The organism is Streptomyces sp. AC555_RSS877, from assembly GCF_019049245.1.
Lineage (GTDB): Bacteria > Actinomycetota > Actinomycetes > Streptomycetales > Streptomycetaceae > Streptomyces.
Window position 1 is genome coordinate 151,792 of the sequence record NZ_JAGMUK010000024.1, and the last position, 16,451, is coordinate 168,242.

The 16,451-nt window shown below is 71.7% G+C and carries 18 protein-coding genes; 8 read left to right on the forward strand and 10 right to left on the reverse strand.

Annotated features, from left to right (window positions below):
* Positions 1 to 120 precede the first annotated feature (120 nt).
* Genes KUM49_RS11205 through KUM49_RS11220 form a run of 4 tightly spaced genes read left to right on the forward strand, consistent with a single transcriptional unit; the run spans position 121 to position 3,468 of the window.
* A complete protein-coding gene (locus KUM49_RS11205) occupies positions 121 to 1,089 on the forward strand; it encodes an ABC transporter substrate-binding protein (RefSeq protein WP_217236599.1) in 969 nt (322 codons plus the stop codon).
* Complete coding sequence (locus KUM49_RS11210; RefSeq protein WP_217236600.1) at positions 1,086 to 1,859, forward strand: ABC transporter permease; 774 nt, start codon at positions 1,086 to 1,088, stop codon at positions 1,857 to 1,859. Before KUM49_RS11205 ends, KUM49_RS11210 begins: the two co-directional genes overlap by 4 nt.
* Positions 1,856 to 2,635 (forward strand): ABC transporter permease, encoded by a 780-nt coding sequence (locus tag KUM49_RS11215; protein WP_217236601.1) that lies wholly within the window; start codon positions 1,856 to 1,858, stop codon positions 2,633 to 2,635. Before KUM49_RS11210 ends, KUM49_RS11215 begins: the two co-directional genes overlap by 4 nt.
* Positions 2,636 to 2,655: 20 nt before the next feature.
* Positions 2,656 to 3,468: an ABC transporter ATP-binding protein gene (locus tag KUM49_RS11220; RefSeq protein ID WP_217236602.1), complete on the forward strand. Its 813-nt coding sequence runs from the start codon at positions 2,656 to 2,658 to the stop codon at positions 3,466 to 3,468.
* Positions 3,469 to 3,519: 51 nt separating this feature from the next.
* Here KUM49_RS11220 and KUM49_RS11225 read toward each other — a convergent pair whose 3' ends face one another.
* From KUM49_RS11225 to KUM49_RS11255, 7 genes are all read right to left on the reverse strand, one after another.
* Positions 3,520 to 4,215, reverse strand: a complete 696-nt coding sequence (locus KUM49_RS11225) for a GntR family transcriptional regulator (RefSeq protein ID WP_217236603.1) — start codon at positions 4,213 to 4,215, stop codon at positions 3,520 to 3,522.
* Between the two features lie 346 nt (positions 4,216 to 4,561).
* The gene (locus KUM49_RS11230; RefSeq protein WP_217236604.1) at positions 4,562 to 5,563 is read right to left on the reverse strand and encodes a proline racemase family protein; all 1,002 of its coding nucleotides are present in this window, start codon (positions 5,561 to 5,563) and stop codon (positions 4,562 to 4,564) included.
* 43 nt (positions 5,564 to 5,606) lie between these two features.
* Positions 5,607 to 6,503 carry a dihydrodipicolinate synthase family protein gene (locus tag KUM49_RS11235; protein ID WP_217236622.1) on the reverse strand — a complete coding sequence of 299 codons (897 nt, stop codon included), beginning with the start codon at positions 6,501 to 6,503 and terminating at the stop codon, positions 5,607 to 5,609.
* A 32-nt stretch (positions 6,504 to 6,535) separates the two neighbouring features.
* Positions 6,536 to 7,978 carry an NAD(P)/FAD-dependent oxidoreductase gene (locus tag KUM49_RS11240; RefSeq protein WP_217236605.1) on the reverse strand — a complete coding sequence of 481 codons (1,443 nt, stop codon included), beginning with the start codon at positions 7,976 to 7,978 and terminating at the stop codon, positions 6,536 to 6,538.
* The gene (locus KUM49_RS11245; protein WP_217236606.1) at positions 7,971 to 8,273 is read right to left on the reverse strand and encodes a (2Fe-2S)-binding protein; all 303 of its coding nucleotides are present in this window, start codon (positions 8,271 to 8,273) and stop codon (positions 7,971 to 7,973) included. The genes KUM49_RS11240 and KUM49_RS11245 overlap by 8 nt, the downstream gene beginning before the upstream one ends.
* Positions 8,270 to 9,421, reverse strand: coding sequence for an FAD-binding oxidoreductase (locus KUM49_RS11250; protein ID WP_217236607.1), 1,152 nt, complete (start codon positions 9,419 to 9,421; stop codon positions 8,270 to 8,272). The genes KUM49_RS11245 and KUM49_RS11250 overlap by 4 nt, the downstream gene beginning before the upstream one ends.
* A gap of 132 nt (positions 9,422 to 9,553) precedes the next feature.
* Positions 9,554 to 10,225, reverse strand: coding sequence for a PAS domain-containing protein (locus KUM49_RS11255; RefSeq protein WP_217236608.1), 672 nt, complete (start codon positions 10,223 to 10,225; stop codon positions 9,554 to 9,556).
* Positions 10,226 to 10,449: 224 nt separating this feature from the next.
* Here KUM49_RS11255 and KUM49_RS11260 point away from each other — a divergent pair, with 224 nt between their 5' ends.
* Positions 10,450 to 11,106, forward strand: a complete 657-nt coding sequence (locus KUM49_RS11260) for a helix-turn-helix transcriptional regulator (protein WP_217236609.1) — start codon at positions 10,450 to 10,452, stop codon at positions 11,104 to 11,106.
* A 33-nt stretch (positions 11,107 to 11,139) separates the two neighbouring features.
* On the forward strand, positions 11,140 to 11,670 hold the full coding sequence (locus tag KUM49_RS11265; protein WP_217236623.1) for a toxin-antitoxin system, toxin component: 531 nt from the start codon (positions 11,140 to 11,142) through the stop codon (positions 11,668 to 11,670).
* 71 nt (positions 11,671 to 11,741) lie between these two features.
* On the opposite strand, the gene KUM49_RS11270 is transcribed toward KUM49_RS11265, so the two are convergent.
* Complete coding sequence (locus KUM49_RS11270) at positions 11,742 to 12,782, reverse strand: alpha/beta fold hydrolase (RefSeq protein WP_217236610.1); 1,041 nt, start codon at positions 12,780 to 12,782, stop codon at positions 11,742 to 11,744.
* Between the two features lie 233 nt (positions 12,783 to 13,015).
* On the opposite strand from KUM49_RS11270, the gene KUM49_RS11275 reads away from it, so the two are divergent.
* Entirely contained in the window at positions 13,016 to 13,255 is a 240-nt protein-coding gene (locus tag KUM49_RS11275) for a hypothetical protein (protein WP_217236611.1), read from the forward strand.
* A 33-nt stretch (positions 13,256 to 13,288) separates the two neighbouring features.
* Here KUM49_RS11275 and KUM49_RS11280 read toward each other — a convergent pair whose 3' ends face one another.
* Together KUM49_RS11280 and KUM49_RS11285 are read right to left on the reverse strand one after the other, a co-directional pair.
* Positions 13,289 to 13,996, reverse strand: coding sequence for a 4'-phosphopantetheinyl transferase superfamily protein (locus tag KUM49_RS11280; RefSeq protein WP_217236612.1), 708 nt, complete (start codon positions 13,994 to 13,996; stop codon positions 13,289 to 13,291).
* Complete coding sequence (locus KUM49_RS11285; protein WP_217236613.1) at positions 13,993 to 14,853, reverse strand: metallophosphoesterase; 861 nt, start codon at positions 14,851 to 14,853, stop codon at positions 13,993 to 13,995. The genes KUM49_RS11280 and KUM49_RS11285 overlap by 4 nt, the downstream gene beginning before the upstream one ends.
* Before the next feature lie 317 nt (positions 14,854 to 15,170).
* On the opposite strand from KUM49_RS11285, the gene KUM49_RS11290 reads away from it, so the two are divergent.
* Complete coding sequence (locus KUM49_RS11290; protein ID WP_217236614.1) at positions 15,171 to 16,352, forward strand: ATP-grasp domain-containing protein; 1,182 nt, start codon at positions 15,171 to 15,173, stop codon at positions 16,350 to 16,352.
* The last annotated feature ends 99 nt before the right edge of the window (positions 16,353 to 16,451 follow it).

Consider the following 16,451-nt stretch of genomic DNA (forward strand, 5'->3'; position numbering starts at 1 on the left):
CCAATTGACCCTGAACCGTTGCGAGTTCCACCTTCCCGCTGGGCAGGCCTGCGCACTACTGTGCGGTCTGCGCACAACCTGTCGGAACACCGCTGCACCGCTGTCTGCACAGGAGGAGCCATGCGTCGCCTGTTCGCCGGTCTCACCGCCGGCACCTTCCTGCTCGCCGGGACGGCCTGCGGCTCGTCCGACGGTGGTTCGTCGGACGCGAGCGCGTCGCCCGGCGGCACCACCACGGTCAAGGTCGGGCTCATCCCGATCGTCGATGTCGCGCCCCTCTACCTCGGCCAGAAGAAGGGCTTCTACGAAAAGCGCGGCCTGAAACTGGAGTTGACGGCCGCTCAGGGCGGTGCGGCGATCGTGCCGGCCGTGGCGTCGGGTCAGTACCAGTTCGGGTTCTCCAACGTCACCTCGCTGATGATCGCCCAGTCCAACGGCGTCCCCGTCAAGGCCGTCGTCAACGGCATCGCCTCGACGGGCGTGCAGGGCAAGGACTTCAACGGCCTCGTGGTGAAGAAGGGCAGCGCCATCAAGTCGCCCAAGGAGCTGGAGGGCAAGAAGGTCGCCATCAACACCCTCAAGAACATCAACGAGTCCGCGGTGCGCGAGTCGGTGCGCAAGGCGGGCGGCGACCCCGACAAGGTGAACTTCGTCGAGCTGGCCTTCGACCAGATGCCCGCGGCCCTCGACAAGGGGCAGATCGACGCCGCGAGCGTGGTCGAGCCGGCGCTCGCCACCGTCAAGAGCCAGGGCGGGGTGGAGATCGACTCGCCGCTGATCGACGTGGCGCCGGACCTGACCGTCGCCATGTACTTCACGTCGGCGCAGTACCTCCAGAAGAACCCGGACGTGGTGAAGAAGTTCAAGGAGGCCACCGCCGAGTCCCTCGCGTACGCCGACACCCACCCGGACGAGGTCCGCGAGGTCGTCACGACGTACACGAAGATTCCGGCGCCGGTGCTGGCGCAGGTCACCCTGCCGAAGTGGCCGGCCGAGGCGAACCGCGCCTCCATCGAGGCCCTGGCAAAGCTCGGTGAGCAGGACGGACTCTTCAAGAAGACACCCGACCTGGACGCGCTGCTGCCGTGAAAGGTGAGAACGCGGTCCTCGGCGCCGCCGGGCTCGCGGCCTTCCTCGCCCTCGGCGAGGCGGTGCCGCGGCTCGGCCTCGTCAAGGAGGCCTACTTCCCGCCGACGAGCCGCATCGCCGGCGCCTTCGCGGACGAACTCGCCGACAGCGCCTTCTGGTCGGCGCTCGGCGACACCCTCACCGGCTGGGCGCTGGGCCTCGCGATCGCGGCCTGCGCGGGAATCGTCGTCGGTGTGGTGATCTCCGTGGTCCCGTACCTGCGCGAGGCGACCGCCTCGACGATCGAGTTCCTGCGCCCGATCCCCTCGGTCGCGCTGATCCCCCTGGCGGTGCTGCTGTACGGCACCGAACTGCGCTCGGTGCTCCTGCTCGTCGTGTACGCCTCCTTCTGGCAGATCCTCATCCAGACCCTCTACGGCGTCCAGGACGTCGACCCGGTCGCCGAGGAGACGGCACGGTCGTACGGTCTCGGCACCTGGGCGCGGATCCGGCACGTGCTGTGGCCGACCGCGCTGCCGTACGTGATGACCGGGCTCCGGCTGGCGGCGGCCGTCGCCCTGATCCTCACCATCACCGCCGAACTCGTCATCGGGGCACCGGGGCTGGGCGCGCGGATCGCGGTCGCGCAGACCTCGCAGGCGGTGCCGGAGATGTACGCGCTGATCGTGGTCACCGGTCTGCTGGGGCTGTTCATCAACGTGGGCGCCCGGACGGTCGAGCGACGGGCCCTGGCCTGGCACCAGTCCGTGCGCGGGGAGGTGGCGGTGTGAGGAGCGTCCTGCTGCGGCTGTTCTTCGTGCTCGCCCTGCCCGCGCTGCTCGTCGCCCTCTGGTGGCTCGCGTCCGACAACAGCACGGACGTGTTCTGGCCGCCCCTGCGCACGATCATGCAGACCTTCCCGGAGGTGTGGACCGGCGATCGTTTCCGGGACGACGTCCTGCCCAGCGTGCTGCGGCTGACGGGCGGCTACGCGCTCGCGGCCGTCGTGGGGGTCGCGCTCGGCACGGTCATCGGCTCCTACCGGCGCGTCCGCGCGGTGTGCGAACCGGTCCTGGAGTTCCTGCGGGCGGTACCGCCGCCGGTCCTCGTGCCGGTCATCATGCTGTTCGCGGGCATCGACGACACGATGAAGGTCACAGTGATCGCCAGCGGCTGCGTGTGGCCGATCCTCCTCAACACCGTCGAGGGCGTCCGCGCGGTCGACCCGGTGATGGCCGAGACGGCACGCTCGTACGGCATCAAGGGGCCCTCGCGCCTGACGAACCTGGTGCTGCGCTCGGCCAGCCCGCAGATCTTCGCCGGTCTGCGCCAGGCGCTGTCCATCGGCATCATCCTGATGGTCATCAGCGAGATGTTCGCTGCCAGCAACGGCCTCGGATTCACCGTCGTCCAGTTCCAGCGCAGCTTCGCGATCCCCGGCATGTGGACCGGGATCCTCGTCCTCGGCCTGCTCGGCTTCCTGCTCTCCGTCGTCTTCCAGCTGGTTGAGCGGCGGGTCCTGGCCTGGTATCACGGCCTGCGCGTCTCGGCCCGGCGGTCCTCATGAGCCTCGTGAAAGGGCGGTCCATGCACTCGCTTCTCGCCGTATCCGGCCTGCAGAAGGTCTACGAGGGGTCCGGCCGCCGTGTGGAGGCGGTGCGCGACCTCACCTTCACCGTCGAGGCCGGCGAGCTCGTCTGTCTCGTCGGACCGTCGGGCTGCGGCAAGACGACGCTGCTGAAGTGCATGGGCGGACTGCTGACGCCGACGAGCGGTGAAGTCCTCCTGGAGGGACGGAAGGTGAACGGCCCGCCGCCCGGGATGGCGCTCGTCTTCCAGGAGTACGGACGCAGCCTGTTCCCGTGGATGCGAGTGGCCCAGAACGTCGAACTTCCCTTGAAGCAGAAGGACTTGAGCAAGGCGAGGCGCCGGGAGCTGGTCGCGGACGCGCTGGAGTCGGTCGGGCTCGCGGACACCGCCGACGCCTACCCCTGGCAGCTGTCCGGCGGCATGCAGCAGCGGGTCGCGATCGCCCGCGCCCTGGCGTACGAACCCCGGGTCCTGCTGATGGACGAGCCGTTCGCGGCGGTCGACGCGCAGACCCGCGCCGACCTGGAGGACCTTGTCCGGGGACTGTGGCGGCAGCGCGGCATCACGATCCTGTTCGTCACCCACGACATCGACGAGGCCGTCTACCTGGGCCAGCGGGTGGTCGTCCTGTCCGCCTCCCCCACCGTGGTGCAGGAGCAGCTGAAGGTCGACCTGCCGGACGAGCGGGACCAGTTGCACACCCGGGTCGCCCCGCGCTTCGCCGAGTTGCGGACCCATGTGTACGAGCAGATCCAGGCGGCGAAGCGCGGCGCGGCTGCCGCCAAGGCGGACACGCCGCCCCCTCACTGAACTGGCTGTGAGGGGGCGAGGGCCCGGTCCTCGTATTCTCCGCGCGTCTCCTCAGCCGCGGGCCGCCCACAGGTTGCGGACATGGCCGAGATGACGGGCCATGACTTCGCGCACCGCGTCCTCGTCACGCGCCAGCAGGGCGTCGAGGAGTTCGAGGTGCTCCTCGGCCGAGCCCAGCAGGCGGCCCTTCTTCAGCAGCGCGGTGAGGCCGTACAGGCGCGAGCGCTTGCGCAGGTCGCCGACCACCTCGACGAGGTGCGCGTTGCCCGCGAGAGCGAGCAGCCCGAGGTGGAAACGCGTGTCGGCTTCGACGTAGGCGATCAGGTCACCGGCCACGGCGGCCTGGACGATCTCCCGGGCGGCCGGGCGCAGCGCCTCCAGCAGGACGGGGTCGGCGGTGCGGGCCAGCTCCACCACGGTGGGGATCTCGATGAGCGCGCGGATGTGGGTGTACTCGTCGAGCTGTTTCTCGGAGACGGCCGTGACCCGGAAGCCCTTGTTGGGGACGGTGTCGACGAGGCCCTCCTTGGCCAGGTCCAGCATCGCCTCGCGCACCGGCGTCGCGGAGACGCCGAAGCGGGCGGCGAGCGTGGGCGCCGAGTACACGTCGCCCGGGCGCAGCTCACCGGCGATCAGCGCGGCCCGCAGGGCGTCCGCGACCCGCTCGCGGTAGCTGCTCTTCTTGCCGCCCAGCACCGGCAGGGCGGGAGCGGCGGACGGGGCGCTGGTGCGCTGGGCGGCGGCCAAGGGAGGTCTCCTAGCTGTGCAATGTCACGCGACACCGGTCATTGTCCTCGACGTCCGGACTTCCAGATCTCCAGCTCTCCAGATCCTCAAGACGTCTAGGGCCTGTCCGGCGGATCAGGTCGCAGGAAATGCGCGGCGCCTCGTCGACGCAGGTGAGCGGGGCCTGGTGCGTCGAGCTGCAAGGAGGAGGAGGGCGTCGACGCGATGGGGGTCCCCCCGCTCGAGCGAAGTCGAGAGTGGGGGAGTCGGCAACCGACGACAACGCCGCAGATCGATGCACCAGGCCCCGCGTCTGCGGCATGATCCGCCGGACAGCCCCTCACCAAGATCTTCATGAGCCTTCTAGCTAGAGGACGAACCCCGCCGGGAAGGGGTCGGCCGGGTCGAGCAGGTACTGGGCGGTGCCGGTGATCCAGGCGCGGCCGGTGAAGCTGGGCAGGACGGCGGGGAGTCCGGCGACTTCCGTGGTGCCGAGGAGACGGCCCGTGAACTGCGTCCCGATGAAGGACTCGTTCACGAACTCGGTGTGCAGGGGCAGTTCGCCGCGCGCGTGAAGTTGCGCCATGCGCGCGCTGGTTCCGGTCCCGCAGGGAGAGCGGTCGAACCAGCCGGGGTGGATCGCCATCGCGTGCCGTGAGTGGCGGGCGGTCGCGCCGGGCGCGTACAGGTGGACGTGGTGGCAGCCGCGGATGGACGGGTCCTCGGGGTGGACGGGCTCCGCCTCGGCGTTGATCGCGTCCATGAGGGACAGGCCGGCCCGGAGGATGTCGTCCTTGCGGGCGCGGTCGAAGGGCAGTCGGAACTGCTCCAGCGGCAGGATGGCGTAGAAGTTGCCGCCGTACGCCATGTCGTAGGTCACCGTGCGTCCGTCGGCGAGCGTGATCTCGCGGTCGAGGCCGACGGCGAAGGACGGGACGTTCCTGAGGGTGACGGCCGTGGCGGCGCCGTCCTCCACCGCCACCTCGGCGACCACCACGCCCGCCGGGGTGTCGAGCCGGATCGTGGTGACCGGCTCTGCGACCTCGACCATCCCGGTCTCCACGAGCACCGTCGCCACGCCGATCGTGCCGTGTCCGCACATGGGCAGATAGCCCGAGACCTCGATGTAGACGACACCCCAGTCGCAGTCGGGGCGGGTGGGCGGCTGGAGGATGGCGCCGCTCATCGCCGCGTGGCCGCGCGGCTCGTTCATCAGGAGCTGCTTGACGTCGTCGCGGTGCTCACGGAAGTACAGGCGCCGCTCGTTCATGGTCGCGCCGGGGATCGTGCCGATGCCACCGGTGATCACCCGGGTGGGCATGCCCTCGGTGTGCGAGTCGACGGCGTGCAGGACGAGTTTGCTGCGCATGACGCTCCTGGTGGACGTGACAAACCGATATGGGCGAGGACTGCTACGCGAGTCCCGCCGCGACCGCCTTCTCGGTGGCGGCGCGCACCGCGGCCTCCTGCTCGGGCAGCAGCGGGACGCGCGGCGGGCGCACCGGGCCGCCGTGGCGGCCGACGATGTCCATGGACAGCTTGATGGCCTGCACGAACTCGACCTTGGAGTCCCAGCGCAGCAGTGGGTGCAGCTGCTCGTACAGCTTCCGGGCCGTGCCCAGGTCGCCGCCGACGGCCGCGCCGTACAGCGCGACGCTCGCGGCGGGCAGTGCGTTCGGGTAGCCGGCCACCCAGCCCTTGGCGCCGGCGACGGCGAGCTCCAGCAGGACGTCGTCGGCCCCGATCAGCAGATCGAGTTCCGGGGCGAGTTCGGCGAGCTGGTAGGCGCGGCGCACGTCGCCGGAGAACTCCTTGACGGCGTGGATGTACCCCTCGCCGTGCAGGGTTGCGAGCAGTTCGGGCACCAGGTCGACCTTGGTGTCGACGGGGTTGTTGTAGGCGACGACCGGTACGCCCGCTTCGGCGACCTCGGCGTAGTGGGCGAGGACGGAGCGCTCGTCGGCGCGGTAGGCGTTGGGCGGCAGGAGCATGACGGCGGCGCAGCCCGCGTCGCGCGCCTGCTCGGCCCAGCGGCGGGCCTCGGCGGATCCGTAGGCGGCGACGCCGGGCATCACACGCTCGCCGCCGATGGCGGCCACGGCCGTCTCGACGACCCTGGACCGCTCTTTCGGGGTGAGGACCTGGTACTCGCCGAGGGAGCCGTTCGGTACGACGCCGTCGCAGCCGTTCTCGACCAGCCAGGCGCAGTGTTCGGCGTACCTGCCGTGGTCCACGCGGAGGTCGTAGTCCAGCGGGAGGGCGGTGGCGACGAGGACGCCGCGCCAGGGGCGGTTCTCGGTGGTGGTCATCGGGGGTCCCATCTGGAATAGGGTGTGACATTTCACTGAGGGTCCGGATCTGGAACAGCCAGGCCGGGGCGGCGGGCTCGGTCCTCCTCCAACTCGCCTGCCCGGGCCAGCACCCCGAGCGGCACCGGCCGGGCGAACGGCCCCCGGGACGGCGTGAGTTCGCACCCGGCGAGTCCCGCGACCGCGGGCCCGCACACCCGGCCCTGGCACCAGCCCATCCCGGCTCGTGTCAGCAGCTTCACGGTGCGCAGGTCGCCGGCGCCGAGTTCCGCCACGGCCTCGCGGACCGCGCCGCCGGTGACCTCCTCGCAGCGGCAGACGACGGTGTCGTCGGTGACCTGCTCGGTCCAGTGCGCGGGCGGCGCGTACACACGCTCCAACGCGGCGGAGAAGGCCCGCAGTCGGGTGCGGGCCCGCACGGCCGCCGCCCAGGCTCGCGGGTCGGGCTCGGTGCCGTGCAGGCGGGCCGCGGCGGAGCGGCCCGCGATGTGTCCCTCGGCGAGAGACAGGGCGAGGCCGCCGATGCCGGTGGTCTCGCCCGCCGCCCACACGCCGGGGACGCCGGTGCGCTGTTCGTCGTCGACGTGGACGTTCAGCCCGTCGAGGCGGCAGCCCAGGGTGTCGGCGAGGTCGGTGTGCGGCAGCATGCCGTGGCCGACGGCGAGGGTGTCGCAGGGGATGCGCCGCCCGGAACCGGGCCGCACGCGCCCTTGCGCGTCGAGCGCGGCGACGGTCACCGCCTCCAGCCGCTCGGTGCCGTGCGCCTCGACGACGGCATGCCTCGCCAGCAGCCGCACCCGATGGCGCAGCAACCGGGTCGCGTACCGGGCGCCTTCGGCGACCTTGCCCGGCTGGGCGGCCAGTGCGCGTGCCCGCCGCAGGAACGCCTTGGGGTCGGCGGACTCGACCAGCGCGGCCACCGCCACCCCGGCCGCGGCGAGGCCGGCCGCGACGGGCAGGAGCAGTGGCCCGGTCCCGGCGACGACGGCGGCAGGGCCGGACACCGCGAGGGTGCCCTTGAGCATGGCCTGGGCGCCGCCCGCGGTGATGACGCCGGGGAGGGTCCAGCCGGGGAAGGGGAGCACCTTCTCGTAGCCGCCGGTGGCGAGGAGGACGGCGTCGGCGCGCACCTCGACCGCGTCTTCCTGGCCGGGGCCGAGCAGGGCGTGGACGGTGAAGCCGTGGTCGCGCCGTTCCACGAACCAGACGTGATGGTCCGCCAAGTGCCGTACGGCGCCGGTCTTCTCGTGGGTGCGCAAGGCGTCCCGCAGTCGCTCCCAGGTGCGCCACTGGTGGTGCAGGGCCTGCGGGCGGCGGGCGCGCAGTCCGGCGGCGGGCCGGCGGTAGAACTGCCCGCCCGCCTCCGCGGCCGAGTCGAGCAGCGTGACGCGTACCCCTTGAGCCGCCGCCTCGACGGTGGCGGCGAGACCGGCCGGCCCCGCGCCGATCACGGCGAGATGCGGCCGGTCAGTCATCGTGGCCCGTCCCCTCCTGCGTACGGATGGCGTCGCCCGCGTGCAGGGGCATCAGGCAAGCGCGCCGGTTCGGGCGGTCGTTGACGGTCACCAGGCAGTCGAAGCAGATGCCGATCCCGCAGAAGACCCCGCGCGGGCGGCCCTCGCCGCGGGTGGTGCGCCAGGAGGTGACCCCGGCCGCCCACAGGGCGGCGGCGACCGTCTGCCCGGGCAGTGCCGCGATCTCACGGCCGTCCAGGGTGACCGTGAAGGCGGGGCCCGGGCGGGCCCCTGCCAGGTCGCGGGGAGAGGTCACTCGGCCTCCTCGGTGAAGCGGTCGGGCCGGAACGGCGTCAGGTCCAGGTCGGGTGACTTCGCGGTCAGCGCCTGAGCGATCAGGTGCCCGGTGCCGGTGGCGAGGCCGATGCCCGCGCCCTCGTGGCCGCAGGCGTGGTGCAGGCCGGGGACCCGCGAGTCGGGGCCGATGGCGGGCAGGTGGTCGGGCAGGTAGGGGCGGAAACCGAGGTAGGCGCGCAGGGCGCGGACGTCCGAGAGGAACGGGAACATCCGGGTCGCGCCCGCCGCCAGGGCCCTTGCGACCGGCAGCGAGAACGTGCGGTCGAAGCCGACCCGTTCCCGGCTCGCGCCGATCAGGATCGGCCCGGCCGCCGTGCCCTCGACGACCGGCGAGGTCTGCAGGGCCGCCGAGTCGCTGGCCACGTCGGCCACGTAGTCGGCGGCGTACACCTTGTGGCGGACCATGCGCGGGAGCGGTTCGGTGACCAGGACGAAGCCGCGGCGCGGGAGGACGGGCAGGGACGTTCCCGCGAGGGCGGCCAGGTCGGAGCCCCAGGTGCCGGCCGCATTGACGACCGCCGGGGCGTGGATGTCGCCCCGGTCGGTGCGGACTCCGCGCACGGCTCCGTCGGGGGTGCGCGGCACGTCGGTCACGGTCCGGCCGGTGAGCAGGCGGGCGCCCGAAGCGCGGAGCAGGTGTGCGGCGGCCAGCGCGGGCATCACCTGGCAGTCCTGGGGGTAGTGCACGGCACCCGGCAGGCCCGGGGCGAGGTGGGGTTCCAGGTCGTACAACGCGTCGCCTCCCACCGGTTCGGCGACGACTCCGGCGGCACGCTGCCCTTCGGCGAACCGCTCCAGCGCGGCGAGTCCACCGGGGGACGAGGCCACGACGACACCGCCCTTGGTCTCGTACTCGACGAGCCTTCCGAATTCCGCGGCGAGTTCGCTCCACAGGCGGCCGGACAGCAGCGCGAGCTCCAGCTCCGGACCCGGTTCCTTGTCGGAGACCAGAAGGTTGCCCTCCCCGCCGCCGGTCGTGCCGCCGGCCACCGGTCCGCGGTCGACCACGATGACGTCGAGCCCGGCCCGGGCCGCGTACAAGGCGCAGGCGGCGCCGACCATTCCGGCTCCGACGACCACGACATCGCAGGTCAGTGGCTTGCTCACGGCAGTACTATGTCACATACCTCATTGCCGGGGAACATGCCAACTCACGGAAGACACCACACACACGGATCGACGCGAAGGACACGCCCATTGACGAGGCACCGTCGGCGACCTGAACGCCGACGGTACCTGTCAGACCTCGGGGACGGGCACCACGCTGAGGTGGCTCGCCGTGCGGCGCGCACGCACCGTCCGTCGTGCCGGGGACGCCGCGCGGCGGGCGGGGCGCAGGACCAGAGTCAGCCGGCTGCAGCCCATGTCCGCCAGGGTCCTCGGCGTCTCGTCGACGATCCGGCACTCGGTGGCGCCCCAGCGCGGGTCGGGGTGCTTCAGCGGGCGGACCGCGCCGTCGTGCGCGACGGCCTGCTCGCCGACCGCGCGGATCCAGTGCGGCAGGCCCTGCCGGTAGGCGGCCTCCATGATCGGATCCTGGGCGATGTCCCGGCGGATCGACTGGAGTCCGTGGTCGTGGCCGTGGCGCTCCACGGCGGCGGCGAAGTGCGCCAGCATCGGCAGGCACCAGCGCGACTCGTGCTCGCCGAGGACCTCGCTCGCGTCCGGGTGGAAGAGGACGAATCTCAGGAAGTTGTCGCCCGGCATCGCCGTCGGATGGGGACCCACCCCGCCGAAAAGTGACGCGAAAGCGGTGTTGGCCAGGACGACGTCCCAGCGGTGGTCGACGACGACGGACGGAAAGGAGACGGCCTCGAGAAGGGTGGCGTAGTCCTGGAGATACGCCTGGGCCTCAAGACTTGCGGGGACGGGTCGCGGTACCGACCGCTGCCCACCTGCCTGATACGCCATCGGGAGGTCACCCCTCTTGCCTATGCGGCCTTCTCGCGGCGGTGTTGATCCTGCTGCCCCGACGCAAGTCGTGTCAACTATCGTGGCATTCCACGGCTGTTGACGGCTGAAATTGGCCACAGTTGTGGCGAGACCTGGATGTGAGTTCGAACAACCGGCTACTCTCCGGGATGTTCACGGCAACCGCTTGTGAGAAGCCAGTGAGATACGTAGGAGATCTGTCGGTGTCGGAAGGCTTCGAGGGTCCGGGCGACGTGGCGTCGACTGTGCTGCCGGCCGTCGTCGTCCGCGTCACCGCGCTCGCGGACCGGCTCGGCGTGCCGCACGCGGAGGTCTTCGACACCCGCCGCCTGTCGGTCGCCTCCGGCGTGACCGAACCGGTGGTCAAGGCCCTGCTGAGCGGCCGGCCCGCGGGCGAGCCCGACGTGCAGGCGCGGTTCCTGCAACGCCTGGACCTGCTGCGCCGCACCCGGCTCAAGCCGAACGGGCGCAAGTACACCCAGCAGGAGATCGCCGACGGCGCCGGCATGTCCCGGCAGCAGGCCGGAGCGCTCATCAACGGCGACCGGCGCCCCACCATGGAGCACTGCGACGCGATCCAGCGCTTCTTCCGGGTGCACGCCGGCTTCCTCACCGCCGAGGACCCCGAGGCGCTGGCGGGCACGCTGCAGCGCACCGAGCAGGAACTCCTGCAGAAGCTCGCCGACCGTGAGCGGCAGGCGGCCGCGGCCGCCGTCGATCCGCTGGAGCGGCTGTTGCAGGACCACGGCGTCCGCGGGATCGCCTGGCGGGCCGCACAGCTGCCCACCGACCAGCACCGCGACAAGGTGGCGGAGTGGCTGGACATGCTCTTGGAGAGTGTCAAGCGGCCCGAGTCGTGATCCGGGGGGAGAACTGTGGGCATCGGTAAGGAAATGCGCCGCCTGTGCGGCGAGCTGGTCGCGGAGCTGACCCTTCCGGCGCCGGCGCGACCCGCGGACCTGTACGGCGCCCTGTGCGGCGCGATGAGCAGACGGCGCGGCCGCCCGGTCCATTTCCGTACGTCCGCCTTCCCGCCCGGCACGGCCAGCGGACTGTGGCTCGACATGGCCGACCAGGACCTCGTGGTGATCGAGGAACGCACCGCGCCCGACCACCAGTTGGTGATCCTCGGCCACGAGCTGTGGCACATGAAGGCGGGGCACTGCAGCCATCACGTCCAGGGCGCGGCGGTCGCGGCCCGTTTACTGTGCGACGACGCGGACCTGCAGGCGACGGTGCTGAAGGTGGCCGCCCGCAGCCGCTTCGACCAGGCCGACGAGAGGGAGGCCGAACGCTTCGGCCTGCTGCTCGCCAGCAAGTGCCGTACCTGGCTCGCCGGTTCGTCCCTGCGGGGCCCGGTGCAGCGCGATCATCTGGCGGGCCGGATCGAGGCCTCGCTCGGATACCTGGGCCCGCAGGGCTGAAGCCGAAGGGCTGAACACGACCGGCGTCTCGGCACCGGTGAAGAGCACCCCCGTGGGCGACCGAGGCGTCATCACGTGGCGCTGCGTTCGCTGGCTTCGCGCAGGCCGCGTTCCACGGCCCGGCTGCGGGCGGTGTCCGGGTGGCCGGCGGTGCCGCCGCGGCCGGAGCGGAGCAGGTCGCGCCAGTGTTCGCGGCTCCAGTGGGCCGGTTCCGTGCCGGCGGTGAACTCCTCGACGAGGGCCACGAAACGGGCCGGGTCGGTGTGGAACGGGAAGTGGCCGGCCTGCTCGAAGATCTCCAGGCGGCTGCCCGGCATCGCCTCGTGCGCGCCGTACGCGTGCCGTACGGGCACCACGCTGTCCCGGTCGCCCCACAGCAGCATGGTCGGCATGCCTTCGGTGAGGTAGCAGCGGTCGAGCATGGTCACGACCTGGCCGCGCCAGTCGACGACCGCGCGCAGGGTGCGGATGAAGGCGTTGCGGGAGGTCTCGTCGGGCAGCGCGTCGACGAGGGTGAGCAGTTCGGGGGCGTCCTGGCCGAGGTCGGTGTCGAGGAGTTTCATCAGCCGCACCGCGAGGCCGACTTGCAGGCGCATGCCGGGCAGGCGCAGGCCGGCGAGCATGAGGTGGGCGCCGGGCAGGGACACCATCCGCAGGACGGGGTTGACCTCGCGGCCGACGCCGCCCGCGCTGACCAGGATGAGCCGTTCGGTGCGCTCGGGGAACTGGTAGGCGAACTGCATCGCCACGCCTCCGCCCAGCGAGTGCCCGACGAGGGTCGCGGACTCGATGCCGAGGGTGGTGAGCAGGTCGCGCACCCCGTTGGCGTACGCGGCGACCGAGTAGTCCGCGCGCGGTTTGTCCGAGTCGCCGTGGCCGAGGAGGTCGGGGGCGATCACGGTGTGGGTGCGGGCGAGGTCCGGGATCAGTTCGGCCCAGGTCGCCGAGGAGTCGCCTATGCCGTGGATGAGCACCAGCGCGGGTCCCTGGCCGGCCACCCGGAAGGCACGGCGGTAGCCGTGCACGACGCGGTACTGCAACTCGAGTTCTGCGTCGCCCACCGAGCGCAGCCGTACGGTGCGCGCGGGGTGCCGTCGCGGGGCGTCGACCACGCGCTCCCCTCCCGTTCCCTGGCCGCGTCTCGGCGGCCTGAAGCCCTTCACTCGAAAGCCCTTCACACCAGCGTAGGGGCGCATTCCCTCAGGGGATTTCGGGGAGGTTTCGCCTCCGCTAAGCGGGCGAACCGACCCGTAGCGGGGCCCGATTGTCAGTGGTGGGCGGCAAGCTGGACATGTGCCCCGTCCGGGGGCGCGACCGACAACGCCGACATGGGGAGAGCCGCGCGATGCCCACCGCTGTACTGACCGACCGTGAGCGCACCGCCGTACAGGCCTATCTGCGGCTGCTGCACACCGTGCGAGCGGCTTTCGACGTGCCGTCCGGCCCGCCGGAGGCCGCCCGGCCGCTTGTCGTCGCGCCCGCCGTGCTCGCCGAGGCTGAACAGGCCCTGGCCCGGGCGGGGCTCGCGGGCAACGAGGAGGCGTTCTTCCGGCTGCTGCACTCCTGGTGTCCGCCGGAGTCGTAGCGCGGAAGGTGCCGCTCGTGCCGCATGCGGACGTCAGCCGTGCGGCACGGCGACCGCCGTCGCCACCAGCCCCCGCCGGACGGTCCAGCGGCCCTCGAAACCCCCGAGCCGCCGGCCGCCCACCGAGGGTCCCGGTACGAGGAGTTCGGCGCGGAAGGTGCCGCTCAGCCGCTCGCCGCGGCCGGAGTCGGGGACGGGTCCGGCCGTTCCCACGGCGAACTCGATGTGGGCCTCACTGAAGTCCAGCCACTGCCCGGTGAGGGGGAACCACGCCTTGTAGACGGACTCCTTGGCGCTGAACAGGAGCCGGTCCCAGTGGGTGCCGGGATGGTCCCGGCCGAGCCGGAGCAGCCGGTCCAGCTCCGCGGGCAGCGCCACCGCGGGCAGGACGCCGTCGGGGAGCGGCCCGTCGGGTTCGGCGTCGATGCCCAGCGAGGCCAGGTCGGTGGCGCGGACCAGTGCGGCGGCGCAGTATCCGTCGCAGTGGGTCATGCTGCCGGTGAGGCCGGCCGGCCAGCGCGGGGCGCCGCGTTCCCCGGGCAGGACGGGCTGCGGCGGCACGCCGAGCTTCTCCATCGCCCGGCGGGCACAGCTGCGTACGGCGGCGAACTCGCGGCGCCGCTTGGGCACCGCCTTCACCAGGAGGGCCTCTTCCTCGGGGTACAGCCGCGCGTTCGCCGGCTCGTCGTGGCCGTACGCCTCCACGGCCACCACGGTCGCCGGCAGCAGTTCCTCGATCACCGCGCCCCGGCCTCCCCCGGCATGATCCGGCGCAGCCGCCCCGGCGCTTGCTGGCGTTTGCGCCACTCGCGGGGGTAGCCCACGGACACTTCTTCGAAGCGGACGCCCTCGTGCCAGGTGGTCCGCGGGATGTGGAGATGGCCGTAGACCATGGCCCGGACGCGGAATCTGCGATGCCAGTCGGCGGTGCGGCTGGTGCCGCACCACATGGCGAACTCGGGGTGCCACAGGACGTCCGTGGGGTGCCGGTCCAGCGGGTAGTGGTTGACGAGGACGGTGGGAAGGCCGTCGGGCAGGGCGGCGAGTCTGCGTTCGGTCTCGGCGACCCGGGCCCTGCACCAGGCCTCGCGGGACGGGTACGGGTCGGGGTGCAGCAGGTACTCGTCATTGCACACGATGCCCGTGCCGTGGGCGTACTGCAGTCCCTGTTCCTTGGTCGCGCAGCCGGCCGGCAGGAAGGAGTAGTCGTACAGCAGGAACAGGGGTGCGACGACGACCGGGCCGCCGGGACCGTCCCAGACGGGGTAGGGGTCCTCGGGCGTGATCACGCCGAGTTCCCGGCACAGGGCGACGAGGTGGTCGTAGCGGGCGACTCCGCGCAGGGTGACGGGGTCCTTCGGATGGGTCCACAGTTCGTGGTTGCCGGGGGCCCAGAGGACCTTGCGGAAGCGGCCGGCGAGGGTTTCCAGGGCCCAGCGGATGTCGGACACGGTCTCCGAGACGTCGCCGGCCACCAGGAGCCAGTCCTCGTCCGTCCCGGGGCGCATGCGTTCGACGAGCGCGCGGTTCTCCTCGTACCCGATGTGCAGGTCGCTGATGGCCAGCAGCTGTCCCGCACCGCCGGCCGTCGACGTCACTTCCAGCCTCCTCCGAGCACCCGAGGGATCCACGAGAACACAGTCGCCCTCCCGAGGACAAGGGCGGATCGAGTCGGCCGATCTTCGGCGCACGGCCCGGTGACGTGCTCCTGCTCAATGTGCCGCACCACGGAGGGATCATGATCGGGGAATCCGTAACACGCGCGTTGCACGCGGCACCCCTTAGAAGCCGTATGATCGCCCCAACACCACCCAGGAACGTCCCCTCACACGGGGGCGGTTTGGTGTCCCTCCAACCACCCTGCCCGGGCACGGGCGTGCTCCGCCCTGCCCACAAACCGTGAAAGGCGGCCTGCATGGTCTCTCGCGTACGCGTCTGGCTCAACCGCACGTACGCGGAGAACGTGTTCTTCATGGATCAGCTGCGGCGAAATCCCAGCGACCGCGCCGTCGCGGTCCATGCCACGCACGGAGACGCGGACTCCCCCGTACTGGCCGCGGCCGACACCGCCGACCTGGAGCCGGAGGGCCTGTCCCCGGCGGCGTACGTCGAGTACGCGCTCGACCAGTGCACCCGGCGCGGCATCGACGTGTTCGTGCCCCGGCTGCACCAGTCCGCGATCGTGGCACATCGCGCCGACTTCGAGGCGGCCGGTACGGCCCTGCTCGCACCGCCGCCCGAGGCCGTGGCCGTCTTCCACGACAAGGTGATCGCCTACGAGGCCGTCCAGGCGATCGGCGCGCCGGTGCCACCGTGGTGGCGGGTGCGCAACGCGGACGAACTCGTCGCCGCTGTCGAGGAGTTGGAGGCGGACGGCCACAAGGCGTGCTTCAAGCCGGCGTCAGGCGCGGGCGGGGTCGGCTTCCGTGTGATCACGCGTACCCCCTTCTCGCTCATGCACCTCAACGGCTTCCCCAGCCCGTACATCCCGATGGACCTGGTGCTGGGCGCCCTCAAGGAGGCCGACGAGCAGGAAGAGCCGGTCGACTGGCTGGTCATGCCGAGGCTGGAGCAGCCGGAGGTGTCGGTGGACTGCCTCACCGGCCCCGACAACCGGATCCGGATGGCCGTGGGCCGTACGAAGAACGGCCGCCGCCGTGGGTTCACGCTGCACGAGCAGTGGCTGGAGCCGGCGCGCCTGATCGCTGAGGGCTTCGGGCTGCACTACCTGTCCAACATCCAGTTCCGGATGTTCGGCGACACGCCCGTCCTCATGGACGTGAACACCCGTCCGGCCGGCGGGCTGCACCAGCTGTCCCTGTGCGGCATCAACGCCCCTTGGGCTGCGGTGCAGTTGGCGCTGGGCGAGGACCCGGGTGAGATCGTTCCGCCGTTCCTGGGGCAGGACTACACGGTGGTGTCGGGCCCGCGCCAGCTGCGTCCGGTGTCCCTCCCGCAGCAGCGCGCGGAGGTCCCCGACCCGCTGCCGGCGGTCCCCGCTCCGGCCCCGCAGTCGGCGGAGCCGGTCACCGCGGAGTCCGACACCACGGCTTCCGCGACGGCCTCGGCCTCCGCTTCGGCGATCGCACCGGCCTAGTTGTTCTGTCCGGGGAGGTTGTGGACAGGTGAGTCAGGTCTCGGCTGAGGGATCTTGAAACAGGTGAGGGCCTTCCGGTTCGGTGTGGATTGCGACGTC